This window comes from Oribacterium sp. FC2011 (genome assembly GCF_000701645.1).
GTDB lineage: Bacteria > Bacillota > Clostridia > Lachnospirales > Lachnospiraceae > Oribacterium.
Window position 1 is genome coordinate 174,568 of sequence record NZ_JNJM01000007.1, and the last position, 17,592, is coordinate 192,159.

The following is a 17,592-nucleotide window of genomic DNA, read 5'->3' on the forward strand; positions in this document are numbered from 1 at the left end:
CGTCCCTTATACAGCATACCAGTATAAATAAGAATGGAAGTAGTCCAAGTATTAGTAATATGTAGGAAAAAATAAGCTTTTTATCTTTCATTTTATGTTTAATGAACCTTGTAATATTAACACAGAGAAACAGACACTCAGAGATAATAATCGCCTTTAAAGTGCTTGTATACTCTGTGTAATACTAATTCTTGCAAAATTTCACCTCCACATATTTTCAGTCTGACAGTTACTCATGTATTTCTAAAGGAAGTCCGTCTGGATCGTGGAAAAAAGTCATTTTCTTTCCTGTGAAAGAATCCAGTCGTATAGGTTCGCAAGTGATCCCCATAGCTTCCAATTCTGCAACTGTATCATCCACGCAATCTACACGGAAAGCAAGATGCCTTAATCCGTAAGATTCCGGTGAAGAACGGAGCGGATGATCCTTCATTATAAATAGCTCAAGCTCGCAGTCTCCGAGTTCAAGATCAATCTTCCAATCATCACGTTCCGGTCTATAGTTTTCCCTGATAATCTTAAAACCAAGCTTATTGTGATAAAAATCCAATGCGATATCTTTGTCGGAACAAATCACGGCTATATGATGGATGTGGTTTAAGTTCATGCTCTACTTCTCCCTTATCGTATTTTAGATAATTATACCAAAGAGGAATTTACAGAAACAGCGAATTAAAAGACTTTTCTTTGGTATTTCCAGAATCAGAAACCAATGTTAATTCAATCAATCTGATCATATGATTTATTTCAAATTTGACTATTTTATAATGATCAGATAAGCGATACACTGACTCACAAGTGATTCGGAAGGAGATGTTAGTAATGTGTGATGAGATTTCTATTGAGTCAAACCTAAAGAGTGTAGAGGAAAAGATAAAGGCTGCATGTGGGAGAGCAGGACGTAATCCTTCGGAAGTGACCCTTGTTGCAGTAAGTAAGACAAAGCCTTTCTCAGATATCCTTGAAGCAAGGAATGCCGGTGCTAAAGAGTTTGGTGAGAACTATGTCCAGGAGATGATGGATAAGATAGAAGATGCTGAGAATATAACTGATATGTCTAACGTAAGATGGCATATGATAGGACACCTTCAGAAGAATAAGGTTAAGTACCTTATCGGGAATACAGCTCTTATCCATTCCGTTGATTCCATAGCCCTTGCTGAACAGATTGAGAAAGAAGCAGCAAAGAAGGATGTGGTGATGCGCATTCTTCTTGAAGTTAACGTGGCAGAAGAGGCGAGTAAATGGGGATTTAATACAGAGACCGTGAAGGATGCAGCAAGAGAGATATTGGCTTTCCCTCATGTGAAGGTTCTCGGTCTCATGACTTCAGCACCTTATACAGAGAATCCGGAGACCAACAGAATGTTCTTTAGAGACCTTAACACTTTGGCACATGAGCTTTATGAGGATAAACTCATAGCCGATCAGGACAATGACTTCAAACTCCCAGTTCTTTCTATGGGCATGACCGGAGATTATGAAGTAGCGGTAGAAGAGGGAGCCACAATGGTGAGAGTCGGTACCGCAATATTCGGTAATAGAAATTATAATGTATAGTTAACAGGATAATTATTAAGGTGTAATGAAGACCTATGGGATATTTAATTCAGTCTATAAATATTGAAAATCTAGAAAGATACGGCGAGATATATGCGGCAGCTTTTAGCGGTGAGCCCTGGAATGATCCATGGAATGTAGAGGATGCTATTATCCATGTAAGAGAACTTCTAGAATCAAAACAGTCGTATGGTTTGGAATGCATCGAGGATGGCAAGGTTGTTGGATTTATCCTTGGTACATCAATGCTGTTCCATTATGGCAGGACTTTTGAGATTAATGACCTGGCAGTAGATCCGGCATATCAGAGACGCGGTATAGCAAAACTTCTCATGGAAAAGTGTCTTGCTGATATAAAAAATCAAGGGATGGTAGGTGTGCACCTCATTACTGCCGGGGAAGGCGTTCTACCCGAATTCTACGAAAGGTATGGATTTAAGAAAGAAAATGAAGTGATTCTGATGGGGATGGAATTATAAGAAATCCAATTGAGAGAGTATAAGGCCTGTGAAGTATTAGCAGTATCTTCACAGGTCTTTCTTTGTTCTATTCTGCGTTAGGTCCTCCGGCATCCGAAGCTACAGCATCAGCTTCTACTATTTCCGGAGCGCCTTCAGGAGCTTCGGTTTCGCCAATATCCTGCTGATCTTCCGGTTTTTCCTCTTCGTCTTCCCAAAGAGACTTATGTTTCTTATTGGATTTTTTAGCCATCATCCTCATTTGCTCTGCCATGGTGTAAAGTTCCGGGAACTTTTCCATCAGTTTCTTTAGATCTTTTGCAGGAACGCGGTCACCTTTTCCGTAACGAATGGCTACCTGCATACATTTGCTCATTTCTTCGCTCTCCTTGGCGTAAGCGTCAGCTTCATTTTTGGCAGCCTGTATATTCTGTAGGGATGCCTGTAATTCTGTGACCATGGCCGTATAATCACAGTATTCCTTATGTTTTTTAGAGAGCGCCTGGTAACTGAGTTCAAGTCGGTCATAATCTTCCTTTAATATGTCAGCTTTTTCCGGCTCTTCTTCCATTATTTTTGCCAATGATTCTTTTTCGTAACGAACCTCGCTCATCCTCATCGTATATTGTCTGATCTGTTTCCCATAGGTAGTGAGGGCATCATTTATCGTTAGTTTTGGCATGACAAACCTCCTGAAATCATGTTCAGCAAACTAAATACTTCCTACTGGGTTTATCGGCAGATTCAGTACAATTTAATAGAAAAACATGGAAATAAAGCCAGACCAGAAATTGATACGATGTCCTTAGATTGGAGGGCAGGAGACATTGGTGACCGCATTAAATTAATTAAAGCCGTATGCGAATAACGAATATATATAAATATATACTTATATCCGTAAATAATTGACTGTGCGAGTACCTAGCTTTGTATAACACCTTTTTCTTATACTGGATTTTCCTTTCCATAATTATCCTGTAACATAAACAAGTCATCCGGAGATATGGTTCATTATAGAAAAGCTCGTGGAGCATACGTATTTTTGGATGATGCAGTATTTAGCAGCTGCGTGCTGTAGAAAGAGGAAATTATGGTATATAGAATAATTCCCAAACAGGAAGTGATTATCAACGCAGAAACCAAGGAAGAAGCCATGGAGAAATACTTATTGCTGAAAAATACGGAGGTTGACGGATTATTTCAGGCGGTAACTGAAGAAGAGTGGAAGAAAATCAGGTCTGATGAGGACTACGAGGGACATAAGCGGTTTCTGAAAGGATACATGATGGAACGGTTTATGGAAAAGCATAATGTGTCAGTGGAAGAGGCAAACAAACTTAAAGAGATCGCATATGAAATCTATGTAAAGCAGGATGATCTTAGGGATTACGAAGCGGTGGACCAGGTTTATACTGAGTATGTTCAAAAACAATGAACTTAAAAAGGAAGGGCCAGAGAACCCTTCCTTTGCTTTATTATTCACATTATTTTGCTGCTTCCTGAGCGATACGGAGATAATTAGGAGCACCGGCAAGGGTTGCACCAGTTACGGCATCAGCAACTACCCAAACATGATCATCGTTCTGAACCATCTGTGAGAGGTCATAGTCAAGGCCGTTCTCAACAACAAACTTCTCTAAAGCTCCAATGTTACCGTTGAAGTGTAAATCACTTGGCCAGAAGTCTTCACCGTGGTTAATGTCCTTCTTTGTCTGAATCTTAGCTTCTCCTACAACATTTCCATCCTTATCAAGAAATTCTGCCTTATCCTGAGAACAGTACCAGTCACCGCCTTCCTTTGTGACAATATAAGTCATGAGTTCAGTTTCTTTCCCGTCAATCTCAGCTGCATATGCTACTCCGGTTTTATCATCTTCCTTTGCAGTAAAGATATAGTCACCAATCTTCATGGAAGTAGGATATGCCTTATCATTAGCTTCTATCACCATGTCACCAAGGGCTGTCTTTGTTTCATCATCAAGTTCAGCGATTCCGGCAGCTCCGCCATTAGCAACAGGGATAAGCATGTCATCAAATACTGCAGAGGTTACTTTGCCGTCTTCAATAGTAAGAGTAACACGTATAAGATTGTCTGATGCTTCACCATCATTCGAGTATGTGCCGTATGCGACTTTTTCTACAGGACCAGAGGTCGCTGTTGTTTCAGTTACTTCAGGAGCAGAAGTGGTTTCAGGCTCGGTAGTAGGGTTTGCAACAGGTACATTAGATGTGCAGCCTGCCATAACAATTGCAGAAATAAGTGCAGTAGTAATAATAGTTTTCTTCATAATATATAAATCCTTTCAATTAGTACGTTTGTACTAATTGATTATAAATAACTTCCTCGGCTTGTCAATATTTTTACGTGCAAAATTAGTACAAATGTCCTATAATTATCTCTAGAATGAAAGGGAAATGCTATGATTAACGATACAAGGAGTAAGATCCTCTCTACAGCCCAGAGATTGTTTAATGAGAACGGATACAGGAAAGTATCCTTAAGAAAGATATCCGATGCTATGGGAATAAGCATTGGAAACCTCACATATCATTTCAAGAAAAGGGATGATATATTAAAGGCTCTTTTAGAGAATAATCTTGTGGAGCTTAATACGGATAAAGCAAAGTCTCTTGATGACCTGAGGTTACATCTTTTACAGATGACTAAGGGGATTCAGGCAAATTCATTCTTCTTTTCGGATATGAGTCTTCAGACCATGGATGATGATCTGTATGAATACAACAGAAATAATGTAAAAAAGCAAAAGGAAATATTGCTGAAAAAGGTTATGGACCTGAGAGAATGCGGCGTTATAAAAAAGTCCGTAGGGGATGAGGATCTTAGGGATATCATCGAGATGGAGATGCTTTCTCATGTAACATGGGCGGTTAACTCAGGGCGTAAAAATACATATACTACCATGAATGAAGATTCGTTCATTTCCTTAAGTCTAAGATTATTTAAGCCATATCTCAGTAAAGAGGGGATAAGGCAGCTTGAGGCTTTAAATGATGGTAAGTAAATATACCCATATTGGCAAAAAATCAAAATATTGCCAATACGGGTATATGTGATTCTATCTATAGAAAGAGGTGATTTTAGTGGATACCAGCACTGTTTTGAATTTAATAGACAAAGACATCTTTACAAGACGTGATGTGTTTGACGCTGCCTCCATTGCACAAGAAGGTTTCAAAGATACGGATATGCGTAATCTAATGGAGGGTTTGCTTGTTCGTGGAAATATTGTTAGGATCGCACATAATCACTATGTCCGTAAGAAGAGCAGCAAACAGGAATATAATCCTGTTTATTCAAATGAAGCCAAGAAGCTAATTGAAGATGTGAAGGAAAAGTACCCATATTTAAACTTTCAAGTGTGGGAAATAACCTGGCTCAACGAGTTCTTAAATCACCTGGTTGCGCATAACAGGATATTTCTTGATGTGGAAAATGACGGGTGCGAATTTGTATATACATCTATTGCTGACAATTATAATGGAAAGATGCTATTAAGACCTTCAGTAAAAGAGTTACAGTATTATCTGCAGACTGACAGCATTATCATAGAGCGTTTGATTAGTGAAAGTCCAAAGGGTAAGAATAATGCCCATGAGGTTCCTATGGAGAAAATTATTGTTGAGTTGTTTTCAAATAAAACTCTTATGAGCATGATTTCTAAAGGAGATTATCCTGAAATGCTCGAATCAATATTTGATAAGTATAATATAGATCAGACAAAGATGCTCAGGTACGCAAGACGCAGGAACAGAAAGGACCAGCTCGTTAATTATATTAAAGAATATACAAATATTAAATTGTTGGGAGAAGACTGATGATATTAGAACAGAACTTTTCGATTGAACATATTGAGGAAGGACTACTCAGAGGCAAATAAAGAGTCCTCTGTTAATAACTGAAGAACCCTACATCAACGTGACAATGCCAACAGTAAATTGCATAATGGGTGATAAGCTTACGGCATTTGCACCACATACAACAGGCATTCCGTTTGGAATTGATAAAGAACTTGAGATCATAAAGCAGATGTACGATGTTTCGTGTCTGTTTGAGATGGTTGACAATTTTAAGGATGTGCGTGATTCCTATATGGCTACAGTTCAGTCAGAAATAGCGTACAGGGAAAAAGAGATAACATACATTGATGTGTTGTTAGATACCATAGATGCAGCTGCCTGCATAGCGGGAAGGGGTCAGATAGGCAATGATTATGAGCTTTACCTATCGGGTATTAGAGCGATAGATAATCATATTTTTGATGGGAAGTTTACGGCTGAAATGGCAGTAGTCAGAGCATGTAAGGTAATGTATGCGGCAGCTTGTATATTAACTGACTCTGAGATACAAAGGATAGATCATCCTGAAGTATTCCTTAAAAAAGTTATTCCTATGGAAAAATACAGTAAGCTTTCAAAGATAAAGAGATTAGCTCCAGAAGGCTATGCTTACGCGGTTGAGGCGATGGAGCAATTAAAAGCTTTTAGTGATAGCAAATAACAGCATATATTAATTATGAACATACGATACCCATATTGGCAAAACTTTGAAATTTTGCCAATATGGGTGTTTTTATATGCAAATATATGTTCTCCTTTTGTGTACATTTTTTTCTCACCTTATTTGCTACGATATTTATAGGATAAGAAGAACAAAGAAGCCTCATTGGAAAGGATTTGATTCTTCTTACATCTTAAAGCATCCGTGACCAATACAATGGCGGATGCATATATAAAAGTATAGAGTTGTGGTCACGAAGAGCGTGACTGGTAAAGAATCAGGAGGACTGTATGGTTAGGATGCCAAGTAAAAAGACACTGATGCTAAGGAACATTGATATCCGCATAAGGTATGCTGCAGGTTACAGTGAAAAGGAAGTCTCTGAGATGTGTGGCATGGATCTCGAAGTGTTTCGAAAGAAATGGAATGATGTTTTAGAGCGGGTAGATTACCTTTCAAGACAAGGGTTTGAAGATGATGTAAGGGCCTTTATGAATGATGGCATTTTCTGCATAAAAGGCTTTAAGGAGGTGGCAAAGATAGCATGAGTGATAAGAGATATGACGTAGAATTTGAAGATGATTATCTGGACTATGAGTTTTACCATCACGGTGAAAGATCAGGGGACAGTCTTTGGGAATTCGTGACAGTAGTAGTATTTGCCATTTTCATAGCACTGGTTCTACTTCATATTTTCTTCTGAAAACAAATAAATTCATAAATCAGGTTCAAAAAATCTGTTTAACAAAATACCGGTAAAACCTGTGTAGGGAGGCACAGAGAAACTTCATATATATCTAACACGGAGGTTGGAAATGAAAGTTATAGCTATTTTACTTATTCTTGTGGGAGTGGCGGGGATATTTCTTGGTTCCATGATGTTTGGGGACATTGGCCTTGCCTGTATCGTAGGAGCGCTTGCGGCGTTACTTTCAGGAATCGGACCACGATTACTCCAGAAAGGTATAGGAGGAGCTGAATCATGAAGAAATGGTCTTTGGCACTTATTTTATCAATGGCAATTTTGGCAGGCTGTGGGTCAAACCAAAGTTCTGCTCAGACTACTGAATCAAATGTTGAAGTGATGGACAATCGTACAGAAACCGAGAAGAGCGGCGGTTCCGGTTCTACAGTAGTCGATAACAGGCAGAAGAAGGAAACAGCGTCTTCGGTGACTTCAAAATCAGTAAGCGATGATGATTTTGAAAAGACCGGCTATATCTATGAAAACTCGATAGGAGATTCACTTTACTTCTATATAGTAAAGAATAATTCCGCTGCCACAGTAGAGATCAACGGAAATGCAACAGCTTATGACTCGGCAGGTAGTGTGATAGGGGCAAGTCAGCGGGATATAGATGTACTTGGTCCCGGAGAGACGAGCCTTATGGTTTTCTATTTTGACAGTGTATCCGGAATAGACAAGGTAGACTGTGCTCTTTCATATGGCACAAGTCCATATTATAAGCCGGTCATCAACAATATTCGTATGGAGCGGACTATCAATGATAAGAACTTGACCATCATGGCAACGAACGATGGTGATATCAATGCCCAGTTTGTAGAAGCCTACGCTCTTTTCTTTGATGCAGACAACAATGTTGTAGAATATAGCTCCAAATACGTTACAGACAATGACAGCGAAATAAAGCCGGGAGCAACATTGTCAGCACAGCTCACCACCTATAAAGGCTTTGATCATGTTGAGTGTTATCTCACTGGAAGATCCAACGGAGAAGCTTCTGTTGCAACAAGTGATGTATCAGACAGTGATTTTTCAGTAAAGGAATACAGCCACGAAAACAGTATAGGTGATAGTATGCGGTTCCTTATTATCAAGAACAACAGTGAAAAAACTGTTGGTATCGATGTCAATATGACAGCTTATGATGCATCAGGAAATGTTATCGGTGCTGATGACGGTTCCATAGATGTGATAGGGCCGGGAGAAGAATCAATAGCAACCTTCTACTTTGACTCTGTAAAGGACATTGATCATGTTGAATACGCCATGAGCTATGATACGGATCCATATTATGGTTCGGTACTTAGTGATCTTGAAGTGGTTCAGAACATAAATGATAAGAACGTAGTCGTTACTGCAACAAACAAGGGAACTGAAGCCGCAAAGTTTGTTGAAGCCTACGCTTTATTTCTGGATTCATCCGGAAACGTAGTTGAATATGGATCAACATACATAACAGACGGAGACAGTGAGATAAAGCCGGGAACTACCCTTTCAAAGCAGATCACAGTTTATGAGCCATTTGATACGGTTGAAGTCTATTTCACCGGGCGAAAGGGAGGGTTCTAAGTCATGAAGAAGAGAGCATTAGCCATAATCCTTACATTTGCAATTTGTTTATCGGCACTTTCAGCCTGCGGCAGCCAGGTGGAGGAAGCAAAGTCAGAGGCTTTAAAGAGTACAACTGCAGAGACCGAAAAAAGTTCGGAATCAGAGACAGAAGAAACTACAGTGGCTTCAGATGATGGAATGAAAGAGCTTGAAGTGCTTGGCGAAGTGAATGTAGACAAGGGGCTATTCAATGTGACCCTTAATATTCCGAAGGACTTTGTTGGAGAGGCTACCCAGAAAGAGCTTGATGAGTTAGCAAAGGAAAAAGGGTATAAATCCATAACATTGAACAGTGACGGAAGTGCTACCTATGTGATGAATAAGGCACAGCATGAGGAGCTTCTTTCAGGGATCAGGGATTCCATTAATTCTTCGCTCCAAGAAATGGTAGGTTCAGAGGAGTATCCGAATATCACAAAGATCGAAGCTAATGACGATTTTACAAGCTTCACCGTTACTACAAAGAATCAGGAACCGGATTTTTCAGAGTCATTTGGAATATTAGCGCTCTATATGTATGGCGGTATGTACGGAGTTTTCTCGGGGAATGCACCAGATAATGTCCATGTGGATTTTGTGAATGCAGATTCCGGGGAAGTAGTAAGCTCTTCGGATTCGAGGGATATTAGTTCCTAAAAATAAATTTGTAAACGAATGCATCCGTGACCAATACAATGGCGGATGCATTTGATTTAATATTTCTTTGAGTCACTATAAAATAGAAAATATATAGGTATTTATAGATTCTTTATTTCTGTATCCTTTCATATATGCTAAAATTTATATGTTGGCGTAACAATGGATAAGCCTGAAGAGGATAACAGAAATGAAAGTTAGCTACAACAAATTATGGAAATTACTAATAGATAAGGGCATGAATAAGACTGAACTCATGGAAGCCGTAAGGACCAGTCCAAATACCATTGCAAAGATGGGAAAGAATGAAAATATTTCCATGGATGTCATCATGAGGATATGCGACTGCCTTAGTTGTGATGTTGGTGACATTATGGAAATGATCCCGGATGATGAAGGAGACACACGTGAAAAGAAATAAGTATAGCGCCGGGGCTGTTAAGTTTTCCTTCTGGTTCATGGAGTTCAGAAAGGAAGTTCAACTGCTTTCATCAGGAAAGACCTTTGACGATATAAAAAAACTTAGTGAGTATGAGAATGTTTTTGGTGCAAGTACACCTGCCAGAGCAAAAATGATTTACTCAACGGTTACAGCAAGAATAAACAGTACGTAGATAAGCTTCTCACAGAAGTCAGAGTACGTGTGCCTGAAAAGGACAAGAAGGCTGTTCGGACTGTTATAAAGGAGATGTTCGGTTCCTCACTCATGACAGATGATGAAGATAATGGAATGAGAACTTTCCAGAAGTATGTCCAGAACAGAATCGGAGAAATGAATACACTTGCAGTAAATTACCAGCACTCTTAAGATAAGACTCCTTAATGAGATGAATGATCTTGATGCGAAGCTTTTGGCTAATAAAGCTGAAGAGGCAAAGGCTGCAACTGAATCTAAGGGCGCTCCTGTTGTGGATGTTGTTATCAATGTACCGGTAAAGAAGACTAAGAATGTGACCATAAAGAATGTAGCTCATACCTCATCATGGAGAATCGAAAAGGCTGAGGATGTTGATAAGTATATAGAACAGCTAAAGAAAACACTCCTTTCAGAACTTGATAATAACGACATCGTTAATGTTGAGTTTTAAATGAATTATGCTAAATCTCTTCCACAACTAATAATCTTGGATGTTGTGGGAGAGATTATGGGATAATTAAGATAATTAGTGACGAAAAAAGGATGTAGGGTAAATGACAACACAAGAACAACTGATAGATAAATCAAAGGAAGCATTTGTTATGGCAATAGAGATATATAATAAGCCATCTATTCGATATCGTCTGGAAGGATTTAGTTTCTTTATTTGCAATGCCTGGGAGCTTATGCTTAAGGCACTTATGATTAATAAGTTTGGCGAAAATTCAATATATTATTCTGATAAAACCAATAGAACAATCACTCTTAAAAATTGTGTCCAGAAAATATTTACAAATGAGAAAGCTCCACTCAGAAAGAATCTTGAAAAGGTAATAGAATTAAGAAATACAAGCACTCATTTTATAACAGAGGAATATGAAGCAGTATATGTTCCTTTACTACAGGCGTGTGTCTTTAATTTTGTGGATAAAATGATGGAATTTCATAATGTAGACATGACACAAGTAATTCCGGAAAATTTCATTACTCTATCTAAGCAACCACAATATAGTTATTCGCAACAAGCAATAGATTTTATTTACGATGAAATAAAGAAATCTCCTAGGACTCTACTTGATGACTTGAAGAAAAAATGTGCAAAAAAATAGTCAACCCCAGGAGCAAAGGAATTCTAAGCACCTAGATGCCTACTCCCATTCGGGAACCCAGCTTTAATCCGTCACAAGTTGACTATCTGCATTATAACATTAAATGCAGATTTGTCAATTCTCATCAGATGTCCTGTGGATTAGGCTTGAGGAATATTTAAGGCAACTTGTGCAGAAAATAAATGAATATCATGGAGAAAACTGGATATCGTACAATTCTAATAATGATTGATAATTTAAACCTTTTGCCTGGGTTTCGTATCAAATCACATAATTAATCATGAAGTAAATGTTGTTAGAGTATTATTTTTATAAAGTGTTCTTGAAGTATATATATTACCGTGATTTCAGGGGGTAAGAATATGGGCACTAAGGCAATCATGATGGATGCAGAGAAGTTTAGAAATTTTAAGAAGTAAGAAAGCAGGTATCAGACAATGACGATAGAAGAAGTAATGGCTAAAGATGAAAAACAGATTTTTGACCGAAAGAGTATAAACATAAAGCCGGCTGATCTGTCTGATACCATTTGTGCTTTTGCTAATGCAGATGGCGGAACTGTGGCTATAGGCATATCTGATAAAACACGCAGAATTGAAGGTGTTGATTATCATACCGAACAGTTAAATGAGATTCTCAGGACACCTATAGACTTTTGCAATCCGACAGTATCGGTCACTACAGAGATGATTGAATGTACCAACTATGAAGGTAAACAGGATCATGTTTTACTGATGCATATTGAAGCCAGTCCTCTTCTCCACTCAAATCAGGCGGATGAAGCATTTATACGGGTCGGAGATAAAAGTAAAAAACTGGATTTTAATGATCGTATGACACTGATGTATGCCAAAGGTGTCCGTTACTATGAAGATGAGCCTGTGGCTGATGCAACGATTCAAGACCTTGACGTGGATTTTGTGCGGAGTTACTGCAATAGGATCGGATACAGCAAGTCTCCTGAGGAATATGTCAGAGAAAATAAGAAGTTTGTTACGGTGAAGGATGGTAAAGACCAAATATCTGTGGCTGCAATCCTGCTGTTTGGAAAAAATCCGCAGCTCTATTTCCCACGGGCCTTTATACGCTTTATCCGCTATGACGGCGTTGAGGCTAAGGTTGGCAGGGACATGAACGTAGTTAAGGATGTCATCTTTGAAGGCCGCATCCTGGAGCAGGTCGAAAAAGCGGTTGACTTCATAAAAATCCAGATGAAGGAGAAGACCTATCTTGGTTCAAATGGTATCTTCGTGACCGAAGAAGAGTACAGCGAGTTCGTCCGAACAGAGATTGTGGTCAATGCAGCTACCCACCGAGATTATGGAATAAAAGGTACAGACATCCAGATCAAAATGTTTGATGACCGTCTGGAAGTGGACAGCCCGGGGAACTTTGCAGGAATGGTAAAGAAGGAGAATATTCGATATACTCATTTTTCCAGAAATCCTAAGATTGCAGCTTTCCTTAAGGATTACGGTTATGTTAAGGAGTATGGCGAAGGTGTGGATCGTATGTGTAAGGAACTGGAAGCTGTCGGACTGCCTGATCCTGTATACGATAACAACACATTTATTCTTAAAACGACGGTGAATAGTGCGTCATATAAGGCTCAATCGGCAACTTTTGCGTCGATTCAGCCAAATGGCGCGTCGATTGAAGGGCAAAACGCGTCGATTCAGCCAAACGACGCGCCGATTGAAGGGCAAAACGCGTCGATTGAGGAACAAAACGTGGGTATTCAGCCAAACGACGCGTCGATTCCATGGAAAGATGTATTACTAGAAAAGTTACATGAGAAAGAAGTAGCTGAAGAACTATCCCAAAAGGAAGTAGTGGATATCGAAACGGCAATTAACAATATAGAAATAATGCAGGTCATTACTTCTAAGGAAATAATGCAAATTCTTTCCTGTAAGACAACAAAAGCACGGTATATTTTAAAACTGATGGAAACGAATGATATCATAATTCCGATAAAGGGTAAGGGAAAAGGTAAGTATTTGCTGAATCCCTAAATTCAGACCTGAACACTTCACAAATGATTATGGATTTATCACGGATTATCTTGCTGAGTTTATAAGGGAACTACGTAAAGAATCATATGGTGACTCCATAGAGAAGTATTTCCGCCTTGGAAAGAACCTTAACCAGCGCGACACCATAGCTGTAAGAAAAATGGTGGACGGTTTTATTAAGATCATTTATCCGAACGGCGAGTTCACTAAAGAAGAACTTGAAGAGGTTTTAAAGATTTCTCTTGAAATGCGTAGGAGAGTTAAGGAACAGCTCAAGAAACTCGGTGGTATGGAGTTCTATGAAGTTAATTTCTCTTACATAGATAACGAGACTTTTGAAGAACATTATGTTTCCGTTCCTGAGCAGGGTGGAGGAAAGCTGATTCCTGAAGGAATGTGTAATCCGGGGCAGGTATATACAGTATCTCAGGGCAAGTCCGGCATGATAGGTGTATTCAGGCTGGAATCCCAGATGCTTCCCGGAAATGGCAAGTTTGATAGGACAGGCCTTGGAACTGATAGAGAATGCAAAGAAGCCACAAATACAGCGTACAGTTTCCTTAAGGCTAATGCAGGACGGATCAGTGGTTCAATCGGTGTTGGAACGAAAGACTTTGTCATAAACTTCCAGGATTTACAGGGCATAGGTATGTCAAATAAGCTGGCCCTTCCTACATTGATCGCACTTTGCTCCATCGCCTTAGGAAGACCGGTACAAAGTTCTCTTGCGGTTCTTGGTGAGATAAGCATCAGTGGAACAATGATAAAGGTAGAAAATTTGGCAGATACGCTTCAGGTTTGCCTTGATAGTGGTGCAAAGAAAGTATTACTTCCTCAGATTTTGGCACTGTGCCACCCGAGCTTATGAGCAGTTTTAATTTGATTTTCTATCAGAGCGCCGAGGATGCGGTATTTAAGGCGCTAGGGGTTGAGTAAGAACCATTATTTGCCTATGAGATGCGTGAAAATCATTAGCGTTAATCCATTTAAGATTTAAAATAACATTGACAATGAAAAGAAAGACTGAATAATTCACATACTCTAGGTATACTCAACTTTAGCTTTATGTGAATTATTCAGAATACTTGTTAGCGATTTGATTAAAGTACGTGTTTAAGATTAGCAATATCAGATGAATATAAGTTTGTTCTACCATACTTTGCGTAAATATCTTTTTTTATATTTAAAATGAATGTGTCTTCATTATCATCATAATAAATAATGTTAATACAGTAATCTGAAAGTAAGGTGGGTATATGAATATGATATGCTGTATCTAAAAAACATGTGGTCCTCGAGAATAAATACATTGGTGTGTATTGGGTTGTGTCTTTATGGATATATTGTTTTTTCGATTTATATAATGATAAGTCATTTTTTCTTGCATATTCTTGCGCACACGACCCAGGTGAACATGAAATGACGGTGTTACTTGATGCTGTAAAAATTCGAGGGTTATATCTTTTGTCTGGTTGAACAATATAAGAATATTTAAAATTATCATCTCCTATTTCACTTACAGAAGAGGGAATATCAATTTCACTAATATTTGCACAATCAAGAAAAGCGGCCTCGGATATAATTTGTAATGTACAAGGTAATTCAACATTCCGTAAATACTTACAGTTATAGAATGCTTTATATCCTAAAAACTCTACACCATAAGGCAAATATAGCTCTTCAATATTTGTATTTGAAAAAGCATAACTATCGATGTATTTTAAAGAATTTGGCAATGTCAATTCTTTTATTCCACAATCACTAAAACATGCTTCACCTATATATCTTATACCATCAGGAAGATTTATTCTTTCTAATGATGAACAACCATAAAATGAGCTATTGCCTATAAAAATCAGCGAATTTGGAAGTATTATATTTTTTAACGAAGAACAGCCTTGAAAAGCAGAATCATCAATGGCAATTATATCATTTCCAATAATTACTTTTTTCGCTGTTTTTAGTTTGTAGAATGCATTATGGCCTATTGAAATAATAGGTTCTCCATCAAAATATGCAGGTATAATAATGTTTTCATCAAATCCAATATATTTACTTATACAATATCCGCCTAATTTTCTTTCTAGTTCAAAATTATCAAGAATATATTCATCCCAATCTTCGTTTGAAAATGCATCATAAGTGGAATTTTGAATATTGGACGTTAGTGACTTGAAAGAAGCTTCAATTCGTGGTTTTAATAATTTTTTATGTGCAATGACATTTAGGTGATGAACAAGATTATTTATACTTTGATTATATTCATTGTCATTATTCATGTTTTGACCTCGATTAATTACATAAAGAGATATGGATAGAATAGCATATTTTAATATCCTATCAAATTTATATTATTTATGGCATACCTTTATTGATTATATAATAAGCGGCTTACAAGCAGATTCTAGAAGAAAATGTATGATGGCTGTATAATTATTATCAATGGTAATATTTGATTATATGATGTGAGGGTCAAAAGTCCATTTTTGTGAGCAATTGACACTCAGTTATATACATTTGAACCTTGTCAACTGAATAAAACTATGAAAATCCGAGTTATGGGCTTAGGAGTAAGAGAGATTAGCCCCTATCACAGGGCAAATCCTCTGCATAATTCCTTGCCATCCATAAATCTTCTGAGTTTTTGGAAGTTTAAGGCCGCAACTTTAAAGCCGAAGAACAGTTTTGTTCTCAGCTTCCCACGTACTGGCATTGTATCCACAAGATATTTATTTCGAATGACCGATGGAACTGTTTCAACTCCGTTTCTTATCCGGCCTATCATTTTTCGAGTTTCTGGATCAAGTTCGGAGTTACGCTTTTCTGCTCTGATTGTTTTCATGGGCAGAAGCAGACTGGCAACTCTTTTACCGAGACTTGGATTACACTCTTTCTGATGAGGACATCCGTTGCAATGACAACTTGGAAGTGAAATCCTGAGTTGATCCCGGGATTCATAATAAGTGCTGTTTACTTCATGTCCTTCCGGGCATGTGAAGACAGTTTTATAATCCTCACTCATTTCGAACTTGCCAATAATCTTTTTCGGTTTTTGACCCATAAGTCCTGTTGAAAGTACTGATATGTTCTTTGTTTCAGCTAATGTACGGATCTCTTCACTGTTATATGCTCCGTCAACGATTATTGCTTCGTGTTCATTTGTAACAGGTTGTTTCTCAAGGTGCTCCTTGATGAAATCCTGATCACTGTGAATGTTTACGTCATAATCATAATCAGTGACAACAGAGCCATTGGCATTTACAGTTTCAACAATGTTTGCTACGTATCCGCGATGCTCTTTGCCGGCTTTGGAGCGATATGTTGCATCCGGATCTGACGGGTTCTGAAGAACCGAAGATCCCATACCATCGCCCTTGCTTTTAGGAATGGTATTTCCATTTTCATCTTTTTTGCACTGTTCCGAAATAGCACGAACCAGTAGCTGATAATCGGTAGTTTCTCCATAGTCCTCCTCACAAAGAGGAAGGAGTTTTGCTGCATCATCGATAACCTTTTGAAGTCTTTCGCTTTGTGGTATATCCTGTTTATAGTAGACAACCTGATTACGATTGTTAGGGTCGAGGTACTCTTCAAAACCTTTCACAAGATCATGTGCACCGTCTCTGTCGATAGTGCAAACGAGATTTGAAACGCAGGTATATATCAGTTCCAAACGGCTCATATGCTTGATGTTGGATTCAATCATCATGCTGTCCATGCGTTTGATCATCGGACTTATATCCATGAACTTACGGATCTGCTCAGCCAGGTCAGTTATGCAGGTATGGATAAGATCTTCACCGGTTACAAGTTCGTACTCATAGACTCTTTGACGGAATCTGCTGAAGCTTCGATCACTGATTGGCTGGTTTTCAAAACTTGTTGTATGGAGTGCATACTGATATCTGAAATCGCACTCACATTCTTCGAGTATCTCGTCATCTGTAAGACCATTAAGTTCTTTCAGAATCAGGCATCCAACTATTACGTTGATCGGTGCATTTGGACGGGAATTGGAGTTCTGACTGTATAACGGTGCAAAAATCATCTCATCAATTTTTGTGAAGATGTAATCCGAAAAGGGTTTAGCCCATGACTTGTTAAGTATCTGCAGCTTGCGCTGAGAAAGAAATCCAAGGGAATCAAAAAGTGATAACTGCTGACAATCATTTCTAACAAAAGACATAGGAATAACCTCAAATAGATAAAATTTATTTGCTTCTATTTTACAGCATAACCACTGATATACATAGTTTTATTCGTAGCAAAGTTCATTGTGGGAATACTTTTGACACCCACATC

General features: G+C 38.3%; 21 protein-coding genes and 2 pseudogenes. 18 read left to right on the plus strand and 5 right to left on the minus strand.

The features are described 5' to 3' along the window. Positions 1-229: 229 nt before the first annotated feature. A complete protein-coding gene (gloA2, locus tag T357_RS0107590) occupies positions 230-607 on the minus strand; it encodes an SMU1112c/YaeR family gloxylase I-like metalloprotein (protein ID WP_031550515.1) in 378 nt (125 codons plus the stop codon). Between the two features lie 215 nt (positions 608-822). Here gloA2 and T357_RS0107595 point away from each other — a divergent pair, with 215 nt between their 5' ends. Beyond that, positions 823-1,560: a YggS family pyridoxal phosphate-dependent enzyme gene (locus T357_RS0107595; protein ID WP_031550518.1), complete on the plus strand. Its 738-nt coding sequence runs from the start codon at positions 823-825 to the stop codon at positions 1,558-1,560. Between the two features lie 35 nt (positions 1,561-1,595). After that, entirely contained in the window at positions 1,596-2,039 is a 444-nt protein-coding gene (locus T357_RS0107600; RefSeq protein ID WP_031550520.1) for a GNAT family N-acetyltransferase, read from the plus strand. A gap of 67 nt (positions 2,040-2,106) precedes the next feature. On the opposite strand, the gene T357_RS0107605 is transcribed toward T357_RS0107600, so the two are convergent. After that, the gene (locus T357_RS0107605; protein ID WP_031550523.1) at positions 2,107-2,700 is read right to left on the minus strand and encodes a hypothetical protein; all 594 of its coding nucleotides are present in this window, start codon (positions 2,698-2,700) and stop codon (positions 2,107-2,109) included. Between the two features lie 408 nt (positions 2,701-3,108). On the opposite strand from T357_RS0107605, the gene T357_RS0107610 reads away from it, so the two are divergent. Then, positions 3,109-3,453 carry a hypothetical protein gene (locus tag T357_RS0107610; protein ID WP_031550525.1) on the plus strand — a complete coding sequence of 115 codons (345 nt, stop codon included), beginning with the start codon at positions 3,109-3,111 and terminating at the stop codon, positions 3,451-3,453. Between the two features lie 49 nt (positions 3,454-3,502). Here the strand turns inward: T357_RS0107610 and T357_RS0107615 are convergent, their stop codons facing one another. After that, complete coding sequence (locus T357_RS0107615) at positions 3,503-4,306, minus strand: hypothetical protein (RefSeq protein WP_031550529.1); 804 nt, start codon at positions 4,304-4,306, stop codon at positions 3,503-3,505. Between the two features lie 132 nt (positions 4,307-4,438). On the opposite strand from T357_RS0107615, the gene T357_RS20175 reads away from it, so the two are divergent. The 15 genes and pseudogenes from T357_RS20175 to T357_RS19125 form a co-directional block, all read left to right on the plus strand. Further along, on the plus strand, positions 4,439-5,041 hold the full coding sequence (locus T357_RS20175) for a TetR/AcrR family transcriptional regulator (RefSeq protein ID WP_049962338.1): 603 nt from the start codon (positions 4,439-4,441) through the stop codon (positions 5,039-5,041). A 79-nt stretch (positions 5,042-5,120) separates the two neighbouring features. Beyond that, positions 5,121-5,855 (plus strand): DUF6577 family protein, encoded by a 735-nt coding sequence (locus tag T357_RS0107625; RefSeq protein WP_031550534.1) that lies wholly within the window; start codon positions 5,121-5,123, stop codon positions 5,853-5,855. A gap of 106 nt (positions 5,856-5,961) precedes the next feature. Beyond that, the gene (locus T357_RS0107630) at positions 5,962-6,537 is read left to right on the plus strand and encodes a hypothetical protein (RefSeq protein ID WP_155991304.1); all 576 of its coding nucleotides are present in this window, start codon (positions 5,962-5,964) and stop codon (positions 6,535-6,537) included. Between the two features lie 290 nt (positions 6,538-6,827). Next, a complete protein-coding gene (locus T357_RS0107635) occupies positions 6,828-7,085 on the plus strand; it encodes a hypothetical protein (protein ID WP_031550540.1) in 258 nt (85 codons plus the stop codon). After that, positions 7,082-7,240 (plus strand): hypothetical protein, encoded by a 159-nt coding sequence (locus tag T357_RS21135; RefSeq protein WP_155991307.1) that lies wholly within the window; start codon positions 7,082-7,084, stop codon positions 7,238-7,240. Before T357_RS0107635 ends, T357_RS21135 begins: the two co-directional genes overlap by 4 nt. A gap of 112 nt (positions 7,241-7,352) precedes the next feature. Next, entirely contained in the window at positions 7,353-7,523 is a 171-nt protein-coding gene (locus T357_RS21420) for a hypothetical protein (RefSeq protein WP_197027315.1), read from the plus strand. After that, positions 7,520-8,851 (plus strand): hypothetical protein, encoded by a 1,332-nt coding sequence (locus T357_RS0107650; protein WP_031550543.1) that lies wholly within the window; start codon positions 7,520-7,522, stop codon positions 8,849-8,851. The genes T357_RS21420 and T357_RS0107650 overlap by 4 nt, the downstream gene beginning before the upstream one ends. A gap of 3 nt (positions 8,852-8,854) precedes the next feature. After that, the gene (locus T357_RS0107655) at positions 8,855-9,529 is read left to right on the plus strand and encodes a hypothetical protein (RefSeq protein ID WP_031550546.1); all 675 of its coding nucleotides are present in this window, start codon (positions 8,855-8,857) and stop codon (positions 9,527-9,529) included. Between the two features lie 190 nt (positions 9,530-9,719). Further along, a complete protein-coding gene (locus T357_RS0107660) occupies positions 9,720-9,950 on the plus strand; it encodes a helix-turn-helix domain-containing protein (protein ID WP_029201083.1) in 231 nt (76 codons plus the stop codon). Next, positions 9,937-10,137, plus strand: a pseudogene (locus tag T357_RS19120) (BrxA family protein); the annotation flags it as partial. The gene T357_RS0107660 and the pseudogene T357_RS19120, both read left to right, overlap by 14 nt. Positions 10,138-10,172: 35 nt before the next feature. Then, on the plus strand, positions 10,173-10,337 hold the full coding sequence (locus tag T357_RS21140) for a hypothetical protein (protein WP_155991310.1): 165 nt from the start codon (positions 10,173-10,175) through the stop codon (positions 10,335-10,337). A gap of 19 nt (positions 10,338-10,356) precedes the next feature. Next, positions 10,357-10,617, plus strand: coding sequence for a hypothetical protein (locus T357_RS0107675; RefSeq protein ID WP_031550549.1), 261 nt, complete (start codon positions 10,357-10,359; stop codon positions 10,615-10,617). Positions 10,618-10,720: 103 nt separating this feature from the next. Next, positions 10,721-11,275, plus strand: a complete 555-nt coding sequence (locus tag T357_RS0107680) for a DUF3644 domain-containing protein (protein ID WP_031550551.1) — start codon at positions 10,721-10,723, stop codon at positions 11,273-11,275. A 437-nt stretch (positions 11,276-11,712) separates the two neighbouring features. Then, positions 11,713-13,290, plus strand: a complete 1,578-nt coding sequence (locus tag T357_RS0107685) for an ATP-binding protein (protein ID WP_031550553.1) — start codon at positions 11,713-11,715, stop codon at positions 13,288-13,290. Further along, positions 13,283-14,226, plus strand: a pseudogene (locus T357_RS19125) (BREX system Lon protease-like protein BrxL); the annotation flags it as partial. The gene T357_RS0107685 and the pseudogene T357_RS19125, both read left to right, overlap by 8 nt. 164 nt (positions 14,227-14,390) lie before the next feature. Here T357_RS19125 and T357_RS0107695 read toward each other — a convergent pair. Both T357_RS0107695 and T357_RS20825 read right to left on the minus strand, forming a co-directional pair. Further along, positions 14,391-15,569: a leucine-rich repeat domain-containing protein gene (locus T357_RS0107695; RefSeq protein ID WP_031550555.1), complete on the minus strand. Its 1,179-nt coding sequence runs from the start codon at positions 15,567-15,569 to the stop codon at positions 14,391-14,393. 311 nt (positions 15,570-15,880) lie between these two features. Continuing rightward, complete coding sequence (locus T357_RS20825; RefSeq protein ID WP_044916073.1) at positions 15,881-17,476, minus strand: transposase; 1,596 nt, start codon at positions 17,474-17,476, stop codon at positions 15,881-15,883. Between the last annotated feature and the right edge of the window lie 116 nt (positions 17,477-17,592).